Below are 20110 nucleotides of genomic sequence, written 5' to 3' on the forward strand. Positions count from 1 at the left end.
TCGCGAGGACGGGTCCGAAGGCGGCGGCCTCGGCGGTCAGTCTGTCCAGAAAGGTGTCGTGGACCGATGACTCGACGATGACGCGTTCCACGCTATTACAGCTTTGCTCATTGTTAGCCAGCCCGCCGAGGGCCTGACCACCGCGCCCGCTGGCCGGGACACGACCTGCTGTATGGCCGCTCCGGGACGTATGGCGACCTGGGGATGCCGCCCGCCCAGGAACTCCGCGCCGTGCGCGCGATAGTGGTCGAGAGTGTCGACGGCCAGGCCGAACTCGGCATCGGCCTCCGTCTCGGTCTTGTCGGTCTCCCGGCCCGGCAGCGCCACCAGATCGGTCCGGTTGTCCAGCAACCAGTTTCGGAAGACGGTGAGCCGGTGGACGCGGCCCACCACCCCCAGCGAGTGCCTGAGCACGGCGTGGTCGCGCAACCGCTCGACGGCGGCGCGCACCCGATCGGGCGGCTCGGCGGCGATGGTGTCCACGTCCCGGTCGTCGGCGGGTGCGATCACGGTGAGCATGAGCGGACGGACCTTTCCGGCATCCGGCACCCGATATGGCGGGTACCGCGTGGTGCGCATGAATCTCACCGTATGGGTGCGGTTTTCGGGCGACCAGCTCACAATCGGCCAGGAATCGGCGAATATGAGCCGCACCCAGGCAACTTACCAACCGGTAACGGCATTGCGGACGCCCGAAGTTTGCAAGACTTCCCGAGTGACGGAAGAGTTGGCGCAGATTCGTTCCATCACCAGCACCGCGCTGCTGGCCGATTTCGCTGTGGGCCGCGGCATTCCACTGGCCGACGTGCTGCGCGGCAGCGGCATCCGCGAACCCGCCCTGCACGATCCGTCGACCGAAATCACCATGGCGCAGGAGTACTCCGTCATGGCCAATGTCGTCACCGCCACCGACGACGAACCCGGCATGGGACTGCTCGCCGGACTGCTGTGCCACCCGCCGTCCATGGGCGTGCTCGGCTTCGCGCTGATGAGCAGCGCCAGCCTGCGGCACGCGATGGACATCGCCCTGCGCTACGCGGACCTGTCGTTCACCACCGCCCGCCACTCCATCGACACCCGCGACACCCAGGTCTGGATCCAGCGCGACGACAGCGCGCTACCCGCCGAGATCCGGCGCTTCGCCCTGGAACGGGATCTGGCGGCCATCGCCACCGTCCAGCAGGACCTCATTCCGATCCGCATCCCCGCTGTGCGCGTCGAGCTCTCTATCGCCGCCCACTCGATCTACGAGATGTTCGGCGCGGTCTTCGGCGTCGAGGATGTGCGCTTCTCGATGCCGCGGTCCCGCATGGAATTCCAGGCGGCCACCCTGGAAACCCCACTCCCCCAGGCGAACCTGTCCACCGCCCGCTTCTACGAGCAGCAGTGCGCCGACCTGATGGAGTCCCGGCACAGCCGCGGCGGCCTCAGCGGCCGGGTCCGCCAGCTCCTCATCCGCCACGGCGGCTCCGCCGACCAGACCCGCATCGCCGCCGACCTCGACGTCAGCGTCCGCACCCTGCGCCGCCGCCTCGCCGAGGAGGGCACCACCTTCCGCGAACTCAGCCTGGAGACCGTCGGCATGCTCGCCGAGGAACTGCTCATCGCCGGCCTCACCGTCGAGCAGGCCGCCGACCGACTCGGCTATGCCAGCGTGTCCGCGTTCGCCTCCGCCTTCCGCACCTGGAAGGGCCAGTCGCCCGGACACTTCGGCCGCGCCCACCGCGGCCGCCACGCGGTGCGGTCGTGACAATGCACTCGGCACGCGCGGCGGTGCGGTCGTGACAGTGCGCGCGGCGCACGGGTGATGGTTCGGGCATCCGAGCGCGGAGTTACCGGAACCCCCTACCGACCCTGAACCAGGTTCGGTAGGTTTCGACGCGTCGACGCTGGTCAGCGGAGCGCGGGGGTCATCTGGTAGACCGACAGGTACGACTTCACGTACCCGACCGTCCGAGGAACCATGAACCCGTCCACCATCATGTCCGCGCGCGACCTCGAGTTCCTGCTCTACGAGTGGCTCGACGTGGAGTCCCTGACCACCCGGGACCGCTTCGCCGACCACTCCCGCGACACCTTCGACCAGGTACTGCGGCTGTGCCAGGACCTGGCCACGGCCTACTTCGCCCCGCACAATCGTGAGAGCGATCTGCACGAGCCCACCTTCGACGGCGAGCGCGTGCACATCATCCCCGCCGTCGGTAAAGCGCTGCAGGCCTTTGCCGACGCCGGAATGATCGGCGCGGCAATGGATTACGAGGTCGGCGGGATGCAGTTGCCGCACTCGGTCTACACCGCGTGCATGTCGTGGTTCCACGCGGCCAATGTCGGCACCGCCGCCTACGCGCTGCTCACCACCGGCAACGCGAATCTGCTTGCCGCGCACGGCAGCCCGGAGCAGATCGACGCCTACGTGCGCCCCATGCTGGAGGGCCGCAGCTTCGGCACCATGGCATTGTCGGAGCCGCAGGCCGGGTCCAGCCTGGCCGACATCACCACCCGGGCGGTGCCGGCGGCGGACGGCTCCTACCGCGTGTTCGGACACAAGATGTGGATCTCCGGCGGCGACCACGAGCTGTCGGAGAACATCGTGCACCTGGTGCTGGCCCGGATCCCGGGCGCGCCGGAGGGCACCCGCGGCATCTCGCTGTTCGTGGTGCCGAAGTTCCTGCCCGACGCAGACGGCAAACCGACCGTGCACAACGACGTCGTGTTGTCGGGCATCAACCACAAGATGGGCTGGCGCGGCACCGTGAACACCGCACCGGTGTTCGGCGACGGCAACTTCACCCCCGGCGGCGAGCCGGGCGCCGTCGGCTACCTGGTGGGCGAGCCGAATCACGGTCTGGCGCAGATGTTCACGATGATGAACGAGGCCCGCATCGGCGTCGGCCTGGCGTCCACGGCGCTCGGCTACACCGGCTACCTGAAGTCGCTCGACTACGCGCGCACCCGCCCGCAGGGCCGACCGGTCAGCGCCCGCGGCGGCGCGCAGGTCCCGATCATCGAGCACCCGGACGTGCGGCGCATGCTGCTGGCGCAGAAGGCCTATGCCGAAGGGGCGCTCGCACTGCAGCTCTACTGCGGCAAGCTGGTCGACGAGCACCGCACCGCGGCAACCGAATCCGGCCGCGAGCGGGCGGGCGCGCTGCTGCGCATCCTGACACCGATCGCCAAGTCCTGGCCCAGCCAGTGGTGCCTGACCGCCAACGACCTGGCCATCCAGATCCACGGCGGCGCCGGCTACACCCGCGACTACGACGTGGAACAGCACTACCGCGACAATCGCCTCAACCCGATTCACGAAGGCACCCACGGCATTCAGAGCATGGATCTGCTCGGCCGGCAGGTCACCCTCGACAACGGCGCCGCCCTGGCGGCCCTGCTGGAGACGATGGCGGCCACCGTCGCCACGGCTCGCGGCGCCGGCGACGCCGAGCTGACCGGATTCGCCGATGCCCTCGAGGCCGCCATGGGCCGGCTGGCCGCCACCACGGCGGGCCTGTGGGGCACGGGCAACCCCGAAGCGGCGCTGACCAATTCGGCGGTCTATCTGGAGGCGTTCGGCCATGTGGTGCTGGCCTGGATCTGGCTCGAGCAGGCGGTGGCCGCCCACGCCCTACCCGAGTCGGCCTTCGGCCACGGCAAGCGACTGGCCGCCCGGTACTTCTTCCGCTGGGAACTCCCCCGCACCGCACCGCAATTCGACCTGCTCGACTCCGGCGATCGCACCACCGCGGAACTCGACGAATCCTGGTTCTGAACACGCCGAGCGGCGCGGCCGTTCGCGACGGGCGAACGATGCAGGCAGGGCATACCCCCTGATGGTATCGAAGCCCCAGGTGAACCCGAGGTCGCGCCGGTCGCGGCCGGGTCTCCGATTCAGCCGCCTTGATTACGGTTTGCTGGCGCGCAGGGCACGACAGCCAATCGGAGTGTGAGTGTCGGTGCGCCCGGGTAGTCTCCCGATAGACAACTCGATCAGCGTGTTCGAACGGGAGGTTCCTCCGTCCTGACGGGCAGTCACCAGGACCTGTTCGCTTTCAGCGAAATCCCAGGTCGTGTTACTGAAAACACACGGGAAACTGCACGGGAACAAAGCCCTCTCGCCGAACGTCTGACAGAGTAGTCAACAAGCCACTGCTGGGAAGTAGCGGTAGCGAGGTTCGCGGAATGGTCCGCGGGCCCCCACACCAGGCGAACGGTGCGTGAACACCCAGAGCCAGGACGGAGGAGTCATGCCAGGAACCCTGACTAGCACCCCACTGACCGCGGTCGATCGTTGCGACCGCTGCGGGGCGGCTGCGCGCGTGCGCGCGACCTTGCCCGCGGGTGGAGAGTTGCTCTTCTGCCAGCATCACGCCAATGAGCACATGGACCGTCTTCGTGAGCTCGAGGCCGTGATCGACTCGGAGTCGGCACCGGCGCTGTAACAGCTCCTCCCAACTCACGACAATTCCATCTTCCCAACAGAAAACCCCGAAAGCGGGCGACCGGCAGGTCGCCCGCTTTCGCTATGCATGACTGCTATAAAACGTGGTGGCGGTCACAACTGTGGCCGAGGACACGTGAAAAGTACTGCGCGCAACGCGAGAAGCGTCATGTGCGCCCGGCGAGTCCAGCCGGGTACAACGGATGGGTGCCGCAGACCTCGCAAGCCACCTACCTGCAGGATCGCCATATGGTCGCGCTCTGGACGTGGACCGGCCACGGTCCCGGACGCGCGCCGCGCGAACTGGGCGAGGTACAGACCCTCGCCCTGGCCGTCCCGGACCGCGACGCCATCGCGGTCGCCGACGTGGAATGCGCTCTGGTGGAACCGGACCGGTTATGCACTCTGGCTATCGAAAATCCCGGCGAATCAATACACCGGTTACGTGAAGCCCTCGACGCCGACCTCGAGACCCGCCTGCTGCCCACGGCCGCGCACGCCGTCCCCAACGCCACCGGAACGGCCGTGGCATCCGCGGCCCGGACCCTGCGGGCACTGCGCGACACCGTCGCGCTGAGCGCCGAGCTGCGCTCCGGACTGAAGGCCGAGCTGCGGCCGTATCAGGCGCGCGGCATCACCTGGCTGCGTGAGACGACCGCCACACACGGCGGCGCGGTACTGGCCGACGAGATGGGCCTCGGCAAGACCGTGCAGGCCATCGGCTATCTCCTCGGGAAGGCCGGAGACGGGCCACAACTCGTGGTGTGTCCAACATCACTCGTCGGCAACTGGGCGCATGAGATCGAGCGATTCGCGCCCGGACTGCGGGCCGTGGCCTGGCGCGGCGGCGACGCCCCGGACGCGGACGCGGGCGCCATCGTGGTGACCGGCTACCCGACCCTGCGCGGGCACGGCGAGGCCCTGGCCGGGCAACGCTGGGCGAGCGTCGTTTTCGACGAGGCACAGGTGCTCAAGAATCCGCGCACCCAGGTCGCCAAGGCGGCGCGGGCGATTCCCGCCGACGCGCGCATCGCGTTGACCGGCACACCGGTGGAGAACCACCTCGACGAACTGTGGGCGCTGCTGAACCTGGTCGTGCCCGGCGAGTTCACCCACAAAGCGCAGTTCCGGCGGCGGTTCGTGCGGCCCATCAGCGAAGGCTCGGCGAATGCGGTGCTGCGCTTGCGCGACACCCTCGAGCCGATTGTGCTGGGGCGCCGCAAGACCCAGGTCGCCGCGACCCTGCCGCCCAAGATCCACACCGACCTGGTGTGCGACCTGACCGCGGAACAGGAACGGATCTACGACCAGCTGCTGGACCGCGCCGAGGCCCAGGGCTTCGGCAGCGGCGCGCAACGGCACACCCGGGTGCTGGCCGTGCTGACCGAACTCAAGCAGGTGTGCAACCACCCCGGGCTGATCACAGGAGATCTGAGCGAATTGGCCGGGCGCTCCGGCAAATTCGACGTCTGCTCCGACATCCTGGCCGGCAACCTCGACAACGACTCCCCCACCCTGGTGTTCACCCAGTACCGCAAGACCGGCGAACTGCTGGTCCGGCACTGCGCCGAGGAGTTCGGGGTGGCGGCGCCGTTCTTCCACGGCGGACTGAACGCCGAGCAGCGCGCCGAGATCGTCTCCGGCTTCCAATCCCCCGACGGCCCACCGATCCTGGTGCTGAGCCTGCGCGCCGCGGGCACCGGCCTGACCCTCACCCGGGCCGCCGACGTCGTGCACTACGACCGCTGGTGGAATCCGGCCGTGGAGGCCCAGGCCACCGATCGCGCGCACCGCATCGGGCAGACCCGCACCGTCACCATCACCACCCTCACCTCGGGCACCACCATCGAGGAGCACATCGCGGGCATGCACGACCGCAAGTCCGCGCTCACCGACCTCACCGACGCGGCCGGTGTCGCCGAACTCGCCCGCCTCGACGATGAACGACTGCTGGAACTGCTGCGCCGGAAGCGGGGAAACTGACATGGCCGACAACGAATTCGGATACACCGCCTGGGGCAAGGACTGGGTCCGGCTCGCGGAACCGTTGAACCTCACCAAACCTGAGCCGCTGCTCCCCCGCGCCCGCAGCATCGCCCGCAACAACGGCGTCCACGCCGAGATCGAGGGCACCGTGGTCCGGGCCCACATCCACCGCGGCTCCGAAGCCTCGGTGACCCACCTGGAACTGACCTCGTTCCCGCGCTCCACCATCGACGCCATCGCCGCCGTGGTCCCCGCCGACAGCCTCACCCTCAGCGACGATCTGCACACCGCGGTCCTCGCCGCGGGCATCTCGGTCACCCCGATCCTCGCGGCCACCGACTGCTCCTGCCGCGCCCGCAACGCCCGCTGCCTGCACATGCTGGCCGCCTGCTACGCGGTCGTCCGGCTGATCGACGAAAACCCCTGGCTCGCCTTGGATCTCCAGGGCTACCGCCTCGCCCCGCCGGCCGCCGACGCCGACGCCCCGATATCGATTCCTCGCTGGACGCCCATCGACGCCCTGGACCCGGCGGTGTTCTTCGGCTGAGCAATCAGCCGTGTGCGGCCCGCGTGCAACGGCACCTCGACGGCGAAACCGGCTGCCTCGGCGGCCTTCTCGACGCCGGCGTTACCGGCCGACGCCAAGGCCCTCAAGGCCAAGATCCTCGACTCGGGCTTGACCGTGGCGCAGCTGGTCTCCACCGTGTGTGCCGCGGCCTCGTCCTACCGCCTGCACTGAGCGCGGCAAGACATGTCCATGGGGCCGGCGCGTCGCCGCGCCACCCCGCGGGCCCGAGCGCGCTGCGCGGCAACGGGTTCACCAGCGCCGGCCGGGGTGGCCGGCCCAACCGCGCTTCGGACCTGACGGGCCGGTCAGCGGCGGCAGTCCGGCCTACTCGGGGCGGCGGGCGCGGAAGCGAAAGTAGGTTGCCGCGCTGTGGACTTCGATATCGGTGAAACCGACGCGGGTGAGGCGGGCCCGCATCGTCTCGGGCGGGACCAGGACGCAGGTGTCGCCGAGGTGGATGAGGCGGAAGGTGAGGCGGTCGATGCCGTCGCTGCCCGCGAAGACGCCGCCGGGGCGCAGGACCCGGAAAGCCTCGGCGAAGAGCTCGTCCTGCAAGGCGGGGGTGGGGACGTGGTGGAGCATGGTGAAGCTGACCACGGAGCTGAACTCGGTGCCGGGCAACGGCATCGCGGTGGCGTCGCCCTCGATGATCCGCATCGTGCCGGCCTTACGGGTACGCAGGCGGGCGGCCAGGGCCGGGTCGATCTCGAGGCCGGTGAGGGCGGGGACGCGGGCGCGCAGGGTGTCGACGTTCGCGCCGTAGCCGGGTCCGATCTCGAGGGCGTTGTCGCCGAGGTCGATGTCCCGCAACGCCCACGGGACGATCTGGTTCGCGCTGGCCCGCTCCCAGGTGTTCGAGCGGCAGAGTAGCTGGTGAAAGTAGTTCATCCCCATGGCCATAACGCTAGGACGAGGCGTGTATGGCCGCGAGAGACTACAGTGGCAGATTATGTCGCGAAACGGTCAGACCCGGGTGCTGGCCCCGCCATCGGGGCCGACCGCCATGGTGTTCGGCCTCGGCACGCTGCCCGCCGGGTACTGGTTCGACGAACACGAGCATGAGCAGCACCAGATCGCCTGGGCCGCACAGGGAGTGCTGACCGTCGAGACACCGGGCGGGCACTGGGTGCTGCCGCCGACGCGCGCACTGTGGATCCCCGGCGGGACGGTCCACCGGACCGGCACCCTCGAGGGCGCGATCATGCACGGCATCTTCCTGACCCCCGATCGGTCGCCGGTGCACTATCCGGACCCGGTGATGCTGCGTGTGGATCGGCTCCTGCACGAACTGTTCCTGCACCTGACCGCGACCACCACCACCGATGCCCAGCGCGAGCGCACCGAGGCGGTGGTGTTCGACCTGCTCGATCCGGTGGAGGTGATCCCCATCGGCGCGCGCACCCCCGAGGAGCCGCGCACCCGCCGCGTCGCCGAGCTGCTGCGCGCCGACCCGGCCGACCAGCGCACCCTGGCCGAACTGGCGGACGCGGTCGCCACCAGTCCCCGCACGCTGGCCCGGGGCTTCCTCGCCGAGACCGGAATCACCTTCGGCCAGTGGCGAACCCAGCTCCGCCTGGCCGCCTCGCTGCCCTTGCTGGCCTCGGGTCTGCCGGTCGCCCGGATCGCGGCCCGGGTCGGGTACTCCACCCCGAGCGCCTACGTCGCCGCCTTCCACCGCGAGGTCGGCGTCTCCCCGGCCCGCTACTTCACCCGCTGACCGTCGAACCCGAACCTGTCGGCCCTCGCGGCTATCGTCGGGGCATGGCGAAGTCCACGTACACGTTCACCGCCGAGCTCTGGGAATGGGAAGCCCAGGCCGCGTGGCACTTCGTGAGCCTGCCCGAGGCCATCACCGACGAGATCGACGAACTCTACGGCCACACCGCCGCCGGATTCGGTTCGGTCAAGGTGAAAGTCACCGTCGGCACCAGCCGCTGGTCCACCTCGATCTTCCCCGACAGCAAGCGCGGCACCTATGTACTGCCGATGAAGAAGGCGGTGCGCACCGCCGAAGGGCTCGCCGCGGGCGACCCCGTCGTCGTCGAACTACAGATCGCCTAGCGACGCCGCCACGGCGGGGATGCGGTCCGCGACAAGCGCTCTCGTCACGGACCGGCAGTTCTCGCCCGGCCCTCTCCCTGGGACGGTCTCAGCCTCACCTACCCCGCGCGCCACGTTCACGCCGGCGTTGCCGCTCGTCCCATCCGGCTCGGCCCGACGCGTCGCCCGGCTGCGCGCCGAAGTCTCGATCAGCCGGCGACCAACACCGTCACCGAGATCGGCGGAGCCCGCACATGCGGTGGATGCCGACCGAGATCGCGCTGCGATGACCGTATACGGCATGGTCACAGACGTGTCGGGACGCGGCCGGCGACAGGCGCTCTCGTCCATGTCGGGCGCGGGACGCCCCCGGTCAGACCCGACGCAGGGCGGCGATGCGCTGCGAGAGTTGGTCGGCGGTGGCCAGCGCGGTGGGCGGGCCGCCGCATTCGCGGCGCAGGTCGCCGTGGATGACGCCGTGCGGTTTGCCGGTGCGGTGGTGGTGCATGGCGACCAGGCTGTTGAGTTCGCGGCGCAATTCACCCAGGCGGTCGGCGGTGGCGGCGCGTTCGGCGGCCGCCTCCACCCCGGCGCCGGACGGGCGGGCCTCGGCGGCGGCGCTGCGGTCCTGGAGTTGGCGGGACTGGCGTTCGCGCAGCAGCGCGCGCATCTGGTCGGCGTCGAGCAGGCCCGGGATCCCGAGGTAGTCGGCTTCCTCGTCGCTGCCGGAGAAGGTGGCGGTGCCGAAGGAGTCGCCGTCGTAGATGACCTGGTCGAGTTCGGCGTCGGCGGCGAGGGCGATGAACTTCTTCTCCTCCTCGCCCGGCTCGTCCTTCTGCTTGTTGGCGTCGATGAGCAGTTCGTCCTCGAGGCCGTTGGCCTCGCGGTGCGGTTTGCCGATGACGTGGTCGCGCTGCAGTTCCAGCTGCGCGGCCAGGTCCAGTAGCACCGGCACCGACGGCAGGAACACGCTCGCGGTCTCACCGGCCTTGCGGGCGCGCACGAAACGGCCGATGGCCTGCGCGAAGTACAGCGGAGTGGAGGCGCTGGTGGCGTACACGCCGACCGCGAGCCGCGGGACGTCGACGCCCTCGGACACCATGCGCACCGCGACCATCCACGGGTCGGTGTTGTTGCTGAACTCGCCGATGCGGTCGGAGGAGTCCGGATCGTCGGACAACACGATGGTCGGCTTGGTGCCCGAGATGTGTTCCAGCAGTTCGGCGTAGTCGCGCGCCTTCTCCTGGTCGGTGGCGATCACCAGGCCGCCCGCGTCGGGCATGCCGGTGGCGCGCAACTGCCGCAGCCGGGTGTCGGCCGCGGTGAGCACCTTCGACATCCAGTCACCGGCCGGGTCCAGGGCGGTGCGCCAGGCCCGCGCGGTCTGTTCCGCGTTCAACGGTTCGCCCAGGCGCGCCGAGTACTCCTCGCCCGCGCTGTCGCGCCAATGCGCCTCGCCGGAGTAGGCGAGGAACACCACGGGTCGGACGACCCCGTCGGCGAGCGCCTCGGAGTAGCCGTAGGTGTGGTCGGCGCGCGACTTCTCGAACCCGGACTCGTCGGCCTCGTAGGTGATGAACGGGATCTTGGAGTCGTCGCTTCGGAACGGGGTTCCGGTGAGGTGCAGGCGGCGGGTGGCGTCGCTGAACGCCTCCTCGACCGCCTCACCCCAGCTCTTGGCGTCGCCGGCGTGATGGATCTCATCCATGATCACCAGCGTCTTGCGGTTCTCGGTGCGCACTCGGTGCTTGAACGGATGCGAGGCGATCTGCGCATAGGTGACGACCACGCCGTGATAGTCCGACGAAGTGGAACCGGTCGAGTTGGAGAAGTTCGAATCCAGCTGGATGCCCGTGCGCGCGGCCGAGGCCGCCCACTGGTGCTTGAGGTGCTCGGTGGGCGCGACCACCGTCACCTGGTCGACCGTGCGATCGTTGAGCAACTCGGCGGCCACCCGCAACGCGAAGGTCGTCTTACCCGCGCCGGGCGTGGCGACGGCGAGGAAGTCCCGTGGCTTGTCAGTCAGATACTTCGTCAGCGCCCTGCGTTGCCATGCACGTAGCGAACCGCCACCACCCGAAGTCACTCGGAAGAGATTAGCGAGTGCGACCGACTGCTTTCCAATCCGACACAGCCCCTTCGAGTGCCGCACGACACATTGCGGGTCCCATCCCATTCGAAGCCCTGGTAGGCGATGCTTGGACCACGATGAACGCGCACGACGAATCTCCGCAACACGCCGACGCGTCCCCGCCCGGCATCCCCGTCGTGCTCGCCGATACCCGCTGGGGCCGCTCCCGGCAGCTCGTGACGCACGTCGCGGTCAAGGCGTGGGGCGACTCCATCTTCGCCAAATCCGCGGCGGCCGCCTTCTGGCAGACGCTGTCGCTGGCCCCGCTGCTGCTGGGTCTGCTCGGCAGCCTCGGCTATGTCGGACACTGGTTCGGGCCGAACACGGTGAACATCGTGCAGTCCAAGATCGTGAGCTTCGCGCGGAAGGCGTTCAGCCCCAGTGTGGTCGACACCCTGGTCCAGCCGACCGTGAACGACGTGCTGCAGCGCGGTCACGGCGGTGTGGTGTCGGTGGGTTTCGTGCTGTCGCTGTGGGCCGGGTCCTCGGCCATGGCGACCTTCGTCGACGCCATCACCGCCGCGCACGGCCAGGCCACCGCCCGCCACCCGGTCTGGCAGCGCATCTTCGCGCTGCTGCTCTACGTCGGCTTCCTGGTCGTGGCGGTGCTGATCCTGCCGCTGATCGCGCTGGGCCCGACCCTGATGGGCCGGGTCCTCCCGCACGGGTGGCGGGAACCGGGCCTGCGCCTGATCGACGCCTTCTACTACCCGGCGACCGGTCTGCTGCTCATCGTCGGGCTGACCTTCCTCTACAAGACCGCGCTGCACCGCACCCTGCCGTGGCATCGCCTCTTCGGCGGGGCGCTGGTCGCGGGCGTCTTCTTCATGGCCGCCAGTGAGGGCCTGCGCCGCTATCTGGCCTGGATCACCCGCACCGGCATCTCCTACGGCGCGCTCGCCGCCCCGATCGCCTTCCTGCTGTTCACCTTCTTCCTGGGCTTCGCGATCATCCTCGGCGCGGAGTTCAATGCCAGCGTCGAGGAGTTCTGGCCCGCCCGCGCCACCCGCTGGGATCAGCTCCGCCACTGGTGGCAGTCGCGCAGACCGCCCGCGCCGGAATCGAGTGATCCGGAGCCCGGGCGATCACCTGAGCCGGGCGGGTCAGCCGGGCCGCAGCGCCGCGAACCAGTCCAGTAGTTCGGGGCGGTCGACGGCTCCGCGGGCGACGACCTCGCCGGGATCGCTGCCCTGGAAGAGCTTCTTCAGCGGGACTTCGAGTTTCTTGCCGGTCCGCGTGTGCGGGATGCCCGGGGCGGCGATGATCTCGTCGGGTACGTGCCGCGCCGAGAGTTCGCTGCGGATGGCCGTATTCACCCGGTGGCGCACCTCGTCGGTCAACTCGGCGCCCTCGGCGAGCACCACGAACAACGGCATCCAGTAACCGCCGCCGGGCTGCTCGACGCCGAGTACCAGCGCGTCGTCGATCTCGGGCAGGGCGCTCACGGCCCGGTAGATGTCGGCGCTACCCATGCGAATCCCGTTGCGGTTGAGGGTGGAGTCCGAACGGCCGTGCACGATCACGCTGCCGCGCTCGGTGCGGGTGATCCAGTCGCCGTGCCGCCACACACCGGGGTACGCGTCGAAGTACGCCTCGCGGTATCGGGCGCTGTCGGGGTCGTTCCAGAATCGCAGCGGCATCGACGGCATGGGCGCGGTGATCACCAGCTCCCCCACGTCGCCCCGGGTGGGGCGGCCGTGTTCGTCCCAGGAGTCCAGCGCCACACCGAGATAGGGGGCGGACAACTCCCCGGGCCAGACCGGCACCGTCCGCACGCCGCCGGCGAAGGCCGACACCACGTCGGTGCCGCCGCTGATCGAGGACACCGACACGTGCTCACCCACGGCGTCGCGCACCCAGAGTGAGGACGATGGCGGCAGTGCCGCGCCCGTGACGCCGACCGACCGCAGGGCTGACAGGTCATGGTCACGGCCCGGCGCCGCGCCGGCCTTCTCGCAGGCGAGCAGGTATCCGGGGCTGGTGCCCACCACGGTCGCGCGGGTGCGGGCAGCCAACCGCCACAACTCGTCCGGCGCGGGGTGGGCGGGGCTGCCGTCGTAGCAGACGATGGTGGCTCCGACGAGCAATCCGGCGACCTGGTAGTTCCACATCATCCAGGACGGGCTGGTGTACCAGAAGAAGGTGTCCTCGGACCCGATATCCGATTGCAGGGACAGCGATTTCAGGTGTTCGAGCAGCACGCCGCCGTGCCCGTGCACGATTCCCTTCGGTTTTCCGGTGGTGCCCGAGGAGTACAGGACCCACAGCGGATGGTCGAAATCCACTGCCACCGTGTCGATTCCGGACCCGGCGTACTCCATCGAGGCGACGCTGTCCCAGGTCAGGGCTCCGTTCACCGCGAGCCCGAGCCGGGAGATGGCCACGGTCGCCCGCAGTGTGGGCAATCCGGCGCGCAGCGCCGCGATCTCGTCGCGCTTGTCGTGCGCTCTGCCCGCGTACCGGTAGCCGTCCGCGGTGATCAGCACGGTCGGCTCCAGCTGCCCGAGCCGGTCGAGCGCGGCCTGGGCCGAATAGTCCTGCCCGCAGACACTCCAGATCGCGCCGATGCTCGCGGTGGCGAGGAAGGCGATGACTGCCTCGGCGATATCGGGCAGGTACCCGGCCACCCGATCCCCGGATCCGACGCCCAGGGTGCGCAGCGATCGGGCGAGCGCGCCTGTGCGGGTGAGCAATTCCGGCCAGGACAGCTCACCTGGCGGGGCGTCCTCACGCAGCGTCACGATGGCGGGCCGGTCGGTGCGCGCTTGCCGCACCACCTGATCGACGTAATTGACCGTGGCGCCGGGGAACCAGCGGGCTCCCGGCATGGAGTCGTCGGCCAGCACCGCACCGGGCACGTCGCCGAGCTCGAACCAGTCCCACACCGCTCGCCAGAAGCCGGGCAGATCATCGACCGACCACTGCCACAGCGCTTGATAGTCGGGCAGGCGCACGCCGGTGCGCTCGGCGGCGAACCGCGCGAACCGGGTGATCCGCGCGTCCTCGATGACGTCGAGGCCCGGTGTCCACTGCGGCTCGTGGCCGGCCGCCGGTGCGAAGATCCCTGTCATCGTGCGCTCCATCCACCGTCCATGGTGTACGAAGCTCCGGTCACCATGCCCGCCATATCGGAGGTGAGCCAGCCGACCAGCGAGGCGACCTCCTCCGGTTCGACGAGCCGTTTGATCGCGCTCTCGGTCAGCATGACGGTCCGCACCACCTCCTGCTCGGCGATCCCGTGCGCCTTGGCCTGATCGGCGATCTGTTTGTCCACCAAGGGGGTCCGCACGTAGCCCGGATCGACGCAGTTGCTGGTGATCCCGAACGGCCCGCCCTCCAACGCCGTCACCTTCGACAGACCTTCGAGGGCGTGCTTGGCCGTCACATACGCGGACTTGAAGGCCGAGGCGCGCAGGCCGTGCACGGAGGAGACGTTGACGATCCGCCCGAACCGCTGCCGCTGCATGTGCGGCAGCGCGGCGCGGGTGAGCAGGAACGGCGCCTCCACCATGAGCGCGAGCATGGTCCGGAACCGTTCGGGCGGGAATTCGGTGATGGGAGCGACGGTTTGGACGCCGGCATTGTTGACCAGGATGTCGACGTCCAGTTCCAGGTTCTCCAGGGCGGCGACGTCGGACAGGTCGACTTCCCATGCGGTGCCGCCGATCTCGGTGGCCACCGTCTTGGCGGCCACCCCGTCGATGTCGGCGACCCGCACCGCCGCGCCGCGCCGGGCCAGCTCCCGCGCGCACGCCGCGCCGATCCCGCTCCCGCCGCCGGTGACCAGCACCGTCCGCCCGTGCAGGGCACCCTCGCCGCGATCGCCCGGGCTCATGCGCTCACCGTCTTCGAATCAGCCTGCGTCGCGGTCTCTTCCGCGTCGGCGCGGTCGACGGCCTCGAGGTCGAGGCCCTTCGTCTCCTTCGCGCACAGCACCGCGATCACGGTCACCGCGCACGCGGCGGCGAGGTACACGGCGATCGGCACCGCGGACTTGTAGACGTCCAGCAGCTTCACCGCGATGATCGGCGCGAGCGAACCGGCCACGATGGAGGTCACCTGATAGCCCAGGGACACACCGGAATACCGCATGCGGGTGGGGAACATCTCGGCCATGATCGCCGGCTGCGCCGCGTACATGAGGGCGTGGAACACCAACCCGATGATGACGGCGAGCAGGATCAGGGCATTGTGCTTGGAGTCCATCAGCGCGAATCCGAAGAAGCCCCAGGTCCCCGCCGCCAGTGCGCCGATGAGATAGATCGGCTTGCGCCCGTATCGATCGCTGAGCCGCCCCGCCAGCGGGATGACCACGAAATGCACGGCGTGCGCGGCCAGCAGCCACCACAGGATCACCTTGGTGTTCGCGCCGACGTGCACCTTGAGATAGGTGATGGAGAACGTGACGACCAGGTAGTACATGATGTTCTCGCCGAAGCGCAGGCCCATCGCCGTGAACACACCGCGCGGGTACCGCTTCAGCACCTCGAACGGGCTGAACGAATCGGCCTTCTCCCGCTCCGCCTGCTGTTGCGCCGCAAGGAAAATGGGCGCGTCGGTGATCTTGCTGCGCACGTAGTAGCCGATCAGCACCACCACCGCCGAGAGCCAGAAGGCGACCCGCCAGCCCCAGGACAGGAACGCCGCGTCCGACAGCGACGAGGTCAGCACCAGCAGCACGACGGTGGCGGTCATGTTCCCGAGCGGCACCGCCGCCTGTGGCCACGACGCCCAGAACGCGCGCCCCCGGCTCGGGCTGTGCTCGGCCACGAGCAGCACCGCGCCGCCCCATTCGCCGCCGATGGCGAAGCCCTGGATGAACCGCAGCGTCACCAGCAGCACCGGAGCCAGGTAGCCGACCTGAGCGAAGGTGGGCAGGCAGCCCATCAAGAAGGTGGCCGCGCCGACCAGCACCAGGCTCAGCTGCAGCAGCTTCTTGCGGCCGTGCCGATCGCCGAAGTGCCCGAACACGATTCCGCCGATCGGGCGCGCCGCGAAGCCGACCGCGTAGGTGATGAACGCGGCGAGGATGGCATCCAGATCGCTGGTGCCCTTGGCGAAGAACACCTTGTTGAACACCAGCGTCGCCGCGGTGCCGTAGAGGAAGAACTCGTACCACTCCACGACGGTGCCGGCCATGGAGGCCGCCACCACCCTCCGGAGTGCGGCGGGACCGGTTCCCGCCTGCCGCACCGCTTCTCGGACGCTCATGCCTGATCTCCTTCACACACGGGCCGCGTTGTGACGCAGCCCACAGCACTGAAGGAGAGTATTCGTGCAGACCGAAGTCGCTGCAATGACCACTTTCGCAACCGATATCTGCAAATATGCAGAAATGAGCGCGACCTCCGCCACCCCGAGCCCCGATGATCTGCTGGTGCTGCTCGCGGTCGGCCGCAGCGGTCGATACGTCTCCGCGGCCGAGGAACTCGGCATCAACCACACCACGATCTCGCGCCGCATCGCCGCGCTCGAACGGGCGCTCGGCGGACGGGTCCTGGACCGTGGCTCGGGCGGATGGGAACTCACCGATCTGGGCCGTGCGGCACTGCGGGCCGCCGAATCCGTCGAATCCGCGGTCAAATCCCTCACCGGCGCGCGCGGCGAGCGCGTGCTCGAAGGCGTGGTCCGCATGTCGGCGACCGACGGTTTCAGCGCCTACCTGGCCGCCCCGGCGATCGCGGACATCCAGCGTCTGCACCCTCGGATCAGCGTCGAGATCGTCACCGGCACCCGGCGCGCGTCCCCGCAGCGCTCGGGCCTGGATCTCGAGATCGTGGTCGGCGAACCCCGGCTCCGCCGCGCCGAGGCGCTGCGTCTCGGCGATTACGTGCTGGGCCTGTACGGGTCCCGGGCCTACCTGGCCGAGCACGGCGCTCCCGCCTCGGTCGTGGACCTGCCGGACCATCCCCTGATCTACTTCATCGACTCCATGCTCCAGGTCGACGACCTGGACCTGGCCTCCGGATTCGCCCCGGCCATGCGCGAATCCATCTCCTCCACCAATGTTTTCGTCCACGTGGAGGCGACCCGGGCCGCCGCGGGCCTGGGCCTGCTGCCGTCTTTCATGGCCGACCGCCACGCCGACCTGGTGCGCGTACTGCCCGACCAGGTCGGCGTCCGCCTCACCTACTGGCTGGTCTCGCGCGCCGAGACACTGCGCCGCCCCGAGGTGGCCGCGGTGGTCGAGGCCCTGCGCGCCCGGGTGCACGCGGAGGCCGACGCCTTGCTCGGCACCTTCGGGACGCGGCCGAGCGCCTGATTCGGGCTACTTCATCAGGCGCAGCAGCCCGAGTTCCGGCTCGAGCGCGCCATCCTGGCCCAAGGCGAGGAAATCCGCCTCCACCGCCGAGCGCTCCAGCACTCCCGCCCGCACGGCTCGGTAGCGGACGAAGGACCAGACGAAGACGTCGAGGTTGTCGAAGCGGGTGCCGCCCTCGACCACCTCTTCCTCGTGAAACCACACGGCCACTTGACCATTGGCGAGCACCACGTACAGGTTGCCGCCGCCGTCGGCGCCGACGGAGTACACGTCGTCATCGGTCAGCTCGGTCGAGTAGTCCGAATCGAGGATGCCGCAGTCGTTTCCGGCGAAATCGAAGGCGTAGGACCAGTCGAAGATGTCGAGGAACTGCGGCATGCGACCCGATCGCACGCGGTCGTCGAACGCGCCCAGCGCTGCCGCGTGCTCGTCGTCCAGGCGGGCGAGAAACGGTGCGACGGGACGGGATTCCTCCGGGACTCGCACCGGCTCGGTATCGGGGAACCAGCGCGCCAGGTCGTTGTCGAGGTCGCGATCGATATAGCCGACCAGGTCGGCGGGGGTGAGACTCACGCCGGGATTGTAGGCCCCGCGAATTCAGGTGTCCCACCATCCATTCAATGTCCGTAATGTCTGTTTCGTTCTGAATCTCGACCCATAGACGAGGACGATGTCGAATACCACTGAAAGACTCCGACACTGGGCGGCCGCTGCCGCCGTAGGTTTCATCGCAATGGCCGGGGTCACGGTGCCCGCGGCGGCGGAGGAAACACCGGACTACGCACCGACAATGCTGATCCTGGACGCTTCGGGATCCATGGAACGGCCCGATCCGGCGGGCACCATGATGGACGCCGCCAAGATCGCCGTGCACTCGTTCGTCGACTCCGCGCCCGCGCAGTCGCGGGTCGGGCTGGCCGTGTACGGCACCGGCACCGGAAACACCGAGGCGGACAAGGCCGCCGGGTGCCAGGACGTACAGGTCCTGCACAAGCCCGAGACCCTCGACCGGGCCGCGCTCGGCAGCGCCGTCGACGGCGTCAAGGCTCGCGGCTGGACGCCCATGGGTACCTCGCTGCGGCAGGCCGCCGCGGCACTGCCGAACTCGGGACCGCGCTCGATCGTGCTGGTCTCCGACGGCGACGACACCTGCTCCCCGCCCGACCCGTGTGAGGTGGCGGCCGAATTGAAGCAGCGCGGACTGGATCTGGTGCTGCACACCATCGGTTTCGCCGTGGACGGCAAGGCGCGGGCGCAGTTGACCTGCATGGCCCAGGCCACCGGCGGCACCTACACCGACGCCGCCGACGGGGCCGCGTTGCAGCGCACCCTGCCGCGCGTCACCGCCGCCGCACTGCGCAACTACAAGGCCGTGGGCACGCCGATCACCGGCACCGGCGGCTATGACACCGCGCCGGTGGCGACGCCCGGGCTGTACCTGGACACCATCGGCCAGAAGGAGAAGCGCTACTGGGGTATCGACATCCCGGACGGCGCGACCGCGTATTTCAGTGGCACCGTGTCGTTTCCGCGCGTAGCGGGTGTCGGCGTCGTCGAAGACATCAATGTCATCCGGATGCGCGCCTTCGGCGCGGACGGCAAGGACTGCAATCTCTACGAGTTCCAGCAGACCACCAGTTCCAGTGACGGCGTGGCCATGACGGTGGCGAAGTCGTTCGAGCGGGCGACCCAGAAACGCGAGAACCCCTCCGACACCTGCAAGGGCGGCGGCAAGTACTTCTTCCAGCTGGAGTGGGACGCGGTGGCCACCGGTGCGCCGGAACGGCTTCCGATCGAGCTGCTCTTCGCGATCGAACCGGGCGTGACCGATCCGGGGCCCGCGGCGGCCGCCAAGCCCACGACCTTCGTCGAGCAGAGTGGGCCGGGCACACCGGTCTCGGGCGGCGCGTCGTTCACCGTCGCCGCCGACCTACCGGGCGGCGGGCGCTACACCGATCTGGTGCGGCCGGGCGAATTCGTGTTCTACCGGGTGCATCTGGACTGGGGTCAGGCGCTGTCGTACCGAGTCGAGTACGGCGGGAACGGTGCGCGCGGATCGGACAATGTCTCCAATATCCGCACCGCGCTCTACAACCCGATCCGCGAGGAGATCGGCTCGGACACCGGCGCCTACACCGGCAGCGACACGGTGTTGCCCTCGAACAAGGCGCTGGCGACCACGCCGGTCCGATACACCAACCGCACCGCCGACCGGTACGAGTCGCACAAGGAAGCGCTGGCGGGCTGGTACTACATCTCGGTCAAGGTCGGTTCGAACCACACCACCATGGGTTCGAACACACCCGTCCCGGTGCGATTGGATCTGACCGTCAGCGGCACCGAGGAAAGCGGTCCGCGCTACACGAGTACCGCCGACGTCTTCGGTGAGCACTCCGGGCCGAGCGTGAGCCGCACGTCCCCGTCGGGCAGGACGCCGGGCGCGCCGGTCGCGGCGGATTCCACGGATTCGCAGTCGAATTCGACGCTGCTCCTGATCGCCGCGGGGGTCGGGGCCGCCATCGTCGTCATCGGCGGCGTGCTCATCACGGTCCTCGTCGCCCGGAGCCGGCGCCGCAGGTAACCGCGGACGCCCGGGGCAACAGCCGGGGCCGCGGGTCGTCCACGAGAGTGCGGCCCGCGGCCCTTCCCTTGTCTCCCGAACCCGGGCGCGCGACGATAGCTGAATGAAGA

18 protein-coding genes are annotated in these 20110 nt (G+C 69.3%); 11 read left to right on the top strand and 7 right to left on the bottom strand.

All coding sequences use genetic code 11. From position 1 onward, the window contains the following. Positions 1-36 precede the first annotated feature (36 nt). Entirely contained in the window at positions 37-579 is a 543-nt protein-coding gene (locus ACFYTS_RS19670; protein ID WP_387306126.1) for a hypothetical protein, read from the bottom strand. A gap of 136 nt (positions 580-715) precedes the next feature. Here ACFYTS_RS19670 and ACFYTS_RS19675 point away from each other — a divergent pair, with 136 nt between their 5' ends. The 6 genes from ACFYTS_RS19675 (at position 716) to ACFYTS_RS19700 (ending at position 7157) form a co-directional block, all read left to right on the top strand. Beyond that, a complete protein-coding gene (locus tag ACFYTS_RS19675) occupies positions 716-1750 on the top strand; it encodes an AraC family transcriptional regulator (protein WP_387306128.1) in 1035 nt (344 codons plus the stop codon). A gap of 213 nt (positions 1751-1963) precedes the next feature. Continuing rightward, a complete protein-coding gene (locus tag ACFYTS_RS19680; RefSeq protein ID WP_387306130.1) occupies positions 1964-3763 on the top strand; it encodes an acyl-CoA dehydrogenase in 1800 nt (599 codons plus the stop codon). A gap of 475 nt (positions 3764-4238) precedes the next feature. Next, on the top strand, positions 4239-4433 hold the full coding sequence (locus ACFYTS_RS19685; RefSeq protein WP_246597932.1) for a hypothetical protein: 195 nt from the start codon (positions 4239-4241) through the stop codon (positions 4431-4433). A gap of 248 nt (positions 4434-4681) precedes the next feature. Then, entirely contained in the window at positions 4682-6415 is a 1734-nt protein-coding gene (locus tag ACFYTS_RS19690; protein ID WP_387306426.1) for a DEAD/DEAH box helicase, read from the top strand. Position 6416: 1 nt separating this feature from the next. Beyond that, positions 6417-6965: a hypothetical protein gene (locus ACFYTS_RS19695; RefSeq protein WP_387306132.1), complete on the top strand. Its 549-nt coding sequence runs from the start codon at positions 6417-6419 to the stop codon at positions 6963-6965. A gap of 12 nt (positions 6966-6977) precedes the next feature. Next, entirely contained in the window at positions 6978-7157 is a 180-nt protein-coding gene (locus ACFYTS_RS19700; protein ID WP_387306134.1) for a hypothetical protein, read from the top strand. 153 nt (positions 7158-7310) lie between these two features. Here the strand turns inward: ACFYTS_RS19700 and ACFYTS_RS19705 are convergent, their stop codons facing one another. Beyond that, complete coding sequence (locus ACFYTS_RS19705) at positions 7311-7880, bottom strand: class I SAM-dependent methyltransferase (RefSeq protein WP_387306136.1); 570 nt, start codon at positions 7878-7880, stop codon at positions 7311-7313. Positions 7881-7935: 55 nt separating this feature from the next. On the opposite strand from ACFYTS_RS19705, the gene ACFYTS_RS19710 reads away from it, so the two are divergent. Both ACFYTS_RS19710 and ACFYTS_RS19715 read left to right on the top strand, forming a co-directional pair. Further along, positions 7936-8703, top strand: a complete 768-nt coding sequence (locus ACFYTS_RS19710) for a helix-turn-helix domain-containing protein (protein ID WP_387306138.1) — start codon at positions 7936-7938, stop codon at positions 8701-8703. 44 nt (positions 8704-8747) lie between these two features. Further along, the gene (locus tag ACFYTS_RS19715) at positions 8748-9047 is read left to right on the top strand and encodes a DUF1905 domain-containing protein (RefSeq protein WP_357283048.1); all 300 of its coding nucleotides are present in this window, start codon (positions 8748-8750) and stop codon (positions 9045-9047) included. A 352-nt stretch (positions 9048-9399) separates the two neighbouring features. Here ACFYTS_RS19715 and ACFYTS_RS19720 read toward each other — a convergent pair whose 3' ends face one another. Further along, positions 9400-11112, bottom strand: a complete 1713-nt coding sequence (locus tag ACFYTS_RS19720) for a DEAD/DEAH box helicase (RefSeq protein WP_387306140.1) — start codon at positions 11110-11112, stop codon at positions 9400-9402. 122 nt (positions 11113-11234) lie between these two features. On the opposite strand from ACFYTS_RS19720, the gene ACFYTS_RS19725 reads away from it, so the two are divergent. Further along, positions 11235-12296, top strand: coding sequence for a YihY/virulence factor BrkB family protein (locus ACFYTS_RS19725; protein WP_357283045.1), 1062 nt, complete (start codon positions 11235-11237; stop codon positions 12294-12296). Here ACFYTS_RS19725 and ACFYTS_RS19730 read toward each other — a convergent pair. The 3 genes from ACFYTS_RS19730 to ACFYTS_RS19740 are packed head-to-tail and all read right to left on the bottom strand — an operon-like array spanning position 12261 to position 16368. Next, positions 12261-14228 carry an acetoacetate--CoA ligase gene (locus ACFYTS_RS19730; RefSeq protein ID WP_387306143.1) on the bottom strand — a complete coding sequence of 656 codons (1968 nt, stop codon included), beginning with the start codon at positions 14226-14228 and terminating at the stop codon, positions 12261-12263. The genes ACFYTS_RS19725 and ACFYTS_RS19730 overlap by 36 nt on opposite strands. After that, positions 14225-14992 (bottom strand): 3-hydroxybutyrate dehydrogenase, encoded by a 768-nt coding sequence (locus ACFYTS_RS19735; RefSeq protein ID WP_387306145.1) that lies wholly within the window; start codon positions 14990-14992, stop codon positions 14225-14227. The genes ACFYTS_RS19730 and ACFYTS_RS19735 overlap by 4 nt, the downstream gene beginning before the upstream one ends. Next, a complete protein-coding gene (locus ACFYTS_RS19740) occupies positions 14989-16368 on the bottom strand; it encodes an MFS transporter (protein WP_357283040.1) in 1380 nt (459 codons plus the stop codon). The genes ACFYTS_RS19735 and ACFYTS_RS19740 overlap by 4 nt, the downstream gene beginning before the upstream one ends. Positions 16369-16492: 124 nt before the next feature. Here ACFYTS_RS19740 and ACFYTS_RS19745 point away from each other — a divergent pair, with 124 nt between their 5' ends. After that, complete coding sequence (locus tag ACFYTS_RS19745) at positions 16493-17419, top strand: LysR family transcriptional regulator (RefSeq protein ID WP_387306148.1); 927 nt, start codon at positions 16493-16495, stop codon at positions 17417-17419. A gap of 6 nt (positions 17420-17425) precedes the next feature. Here ACFYTS_RS19745 and ACFYTS_RS19750 read toward each other — a convergent pair whose 3' ends face one another. Beyond that, on the bottom strand, positions 17426-17992 hold the full coding sequence (locus tag ACFYTS_RS19750; protein WP_387306150.1) for a hypothetical protein: 567 nt from the start codon (positions 17990-17992) through the stop codon (positions 17426-17428). A gap of 160 nt (positions 17993-18152) precedes the next feature. On the opposite strand from ACFYTS_RS19750, the gene ACFYTS_RS19755 reads away from it, so the two are divergent. Further along, positions 18153-20000 carry a VWA domain-containing protein gene (locus ACFYTS_RS19755; RefSeq protein ID WP_387306152.1) on the top strand — a complete coding sequence of 616 codons (1848 nt, stop codon included), beginning with the start codon at positions 18153-18155 and terminating at the stop codon, positions 19998-20000. Positions 20001-20110 lie beyond the last annotated feature (110 nt).

Source organism: Nocardia sp. NPDC004151, from assembly GCF_042874235.1.
Classification (GTDB): domain Bacteria; phylum Actinomycetota; class Actinomycetes; order Mycobacteriales; family Mycobacteriaceae; genus Nocardia.

Bases quoted from the DNA above. Each gene is read 5' to 3' on its own strand.
- ACFYTS_RS19755 (WP_387306152.1), top strand. From the start codon at position 18,153: ATGGCCGGGGTCACGGTGCCCGCGGCGGCGGAGGAAACACCGGACTAC.
- ACFYTS_RS19740 (WP_357283040.1), bottom strand. From the start codon at position 16,368: ATGAGCGTCCGAGAAGCGGTGCGGCAGGCGGGAACCGGTCCCGCCGCA.
- ACFYTS_RS19715 (WP_357283048.1), top strand. From the start codon at position 8,748: ATGGCGAAGTCCACGTACACGTTCACCGCCGAGCTCTGGGAATGGGAA.
- ACFYTS_RS19710 (WP_387306138.1), top strand. From the start codon at position 7,936: ATGTCGCGAAACGGTCAGACCCGGGTGCTGGCCCCGCCATCGGGGCCG.
- ACFYTS_RS19735 (WP_387306145.1), bottom strand. From the start codon at position 14,992: ATGAGCCCGGGCGATCGCGGCGAGGGTGCCCTGCACGGGCGGACGGTG.
- ACFYTS_RS19690 (WP_387306426.1), top strand. From the start codon at position 4,682: ATGGTCGCGCTCTGGACGTGGACCGGCCACGGTCCCGGACGCGCGCCG.
- ACFYTS_RS19730 (WP_387306143.1), bottom strand. From the start codon at position 14,228: ATGACAGGGATCTTCGCACCGGCGGCCGGCCACGAGCCGCAGTGGACA.
- ACFYTS_RS19695 (WP_387306132.1), top strand. From the start codon at position 6,417: ATGGCCGACAACGAATTCGGATACACCGCCTGGGGCAAGGACTGGGTC.
- ACFYTS_RS19670 (WP_387306126.1), bottom strand. From the start codon at position 579: ATGCGCACCACGCGGTACCCGCCATATCGGGTGCCGGATGCCGGAAAG.
- ACFYTS_RS19725 (WP_357283045.1), top strand. From the start codon at position 11,235: ATGAACGCGCACGACGAATCTCCGCAACACGCCGACGCGTCCCCGCCC.
- ACFYTS_RS19745 (WP_387306148.1), top strand. From the start codon at position 16,493: ATGAGCGCGACCTCCGCCACCCCGAGCCCCGATGATCTGCTGGTGCTG.
- ACFYTS_RS19680 (WP_387306130.1), top strand. From the start codon at position 1,964: ATGAACCCGTCCACCATCATGTCCGCGCGCGACCTCGAGTTCCTGCTC.
- ACFYTS_RS19705 (WP_387306136.1), bottom strand. From the start codon at position 7,880: ATGGGGATGAACTACTTTCACCAGCTACTCTGCCGCTCGAACACCTGG.
- ACFYTS_RS19685 (WP_246597932.1), top strand. From the start codon at position 4,239: ATGCCAGGAACCCTGACTAGCACCCCACTGACCGCGGTCGATCGTTGC.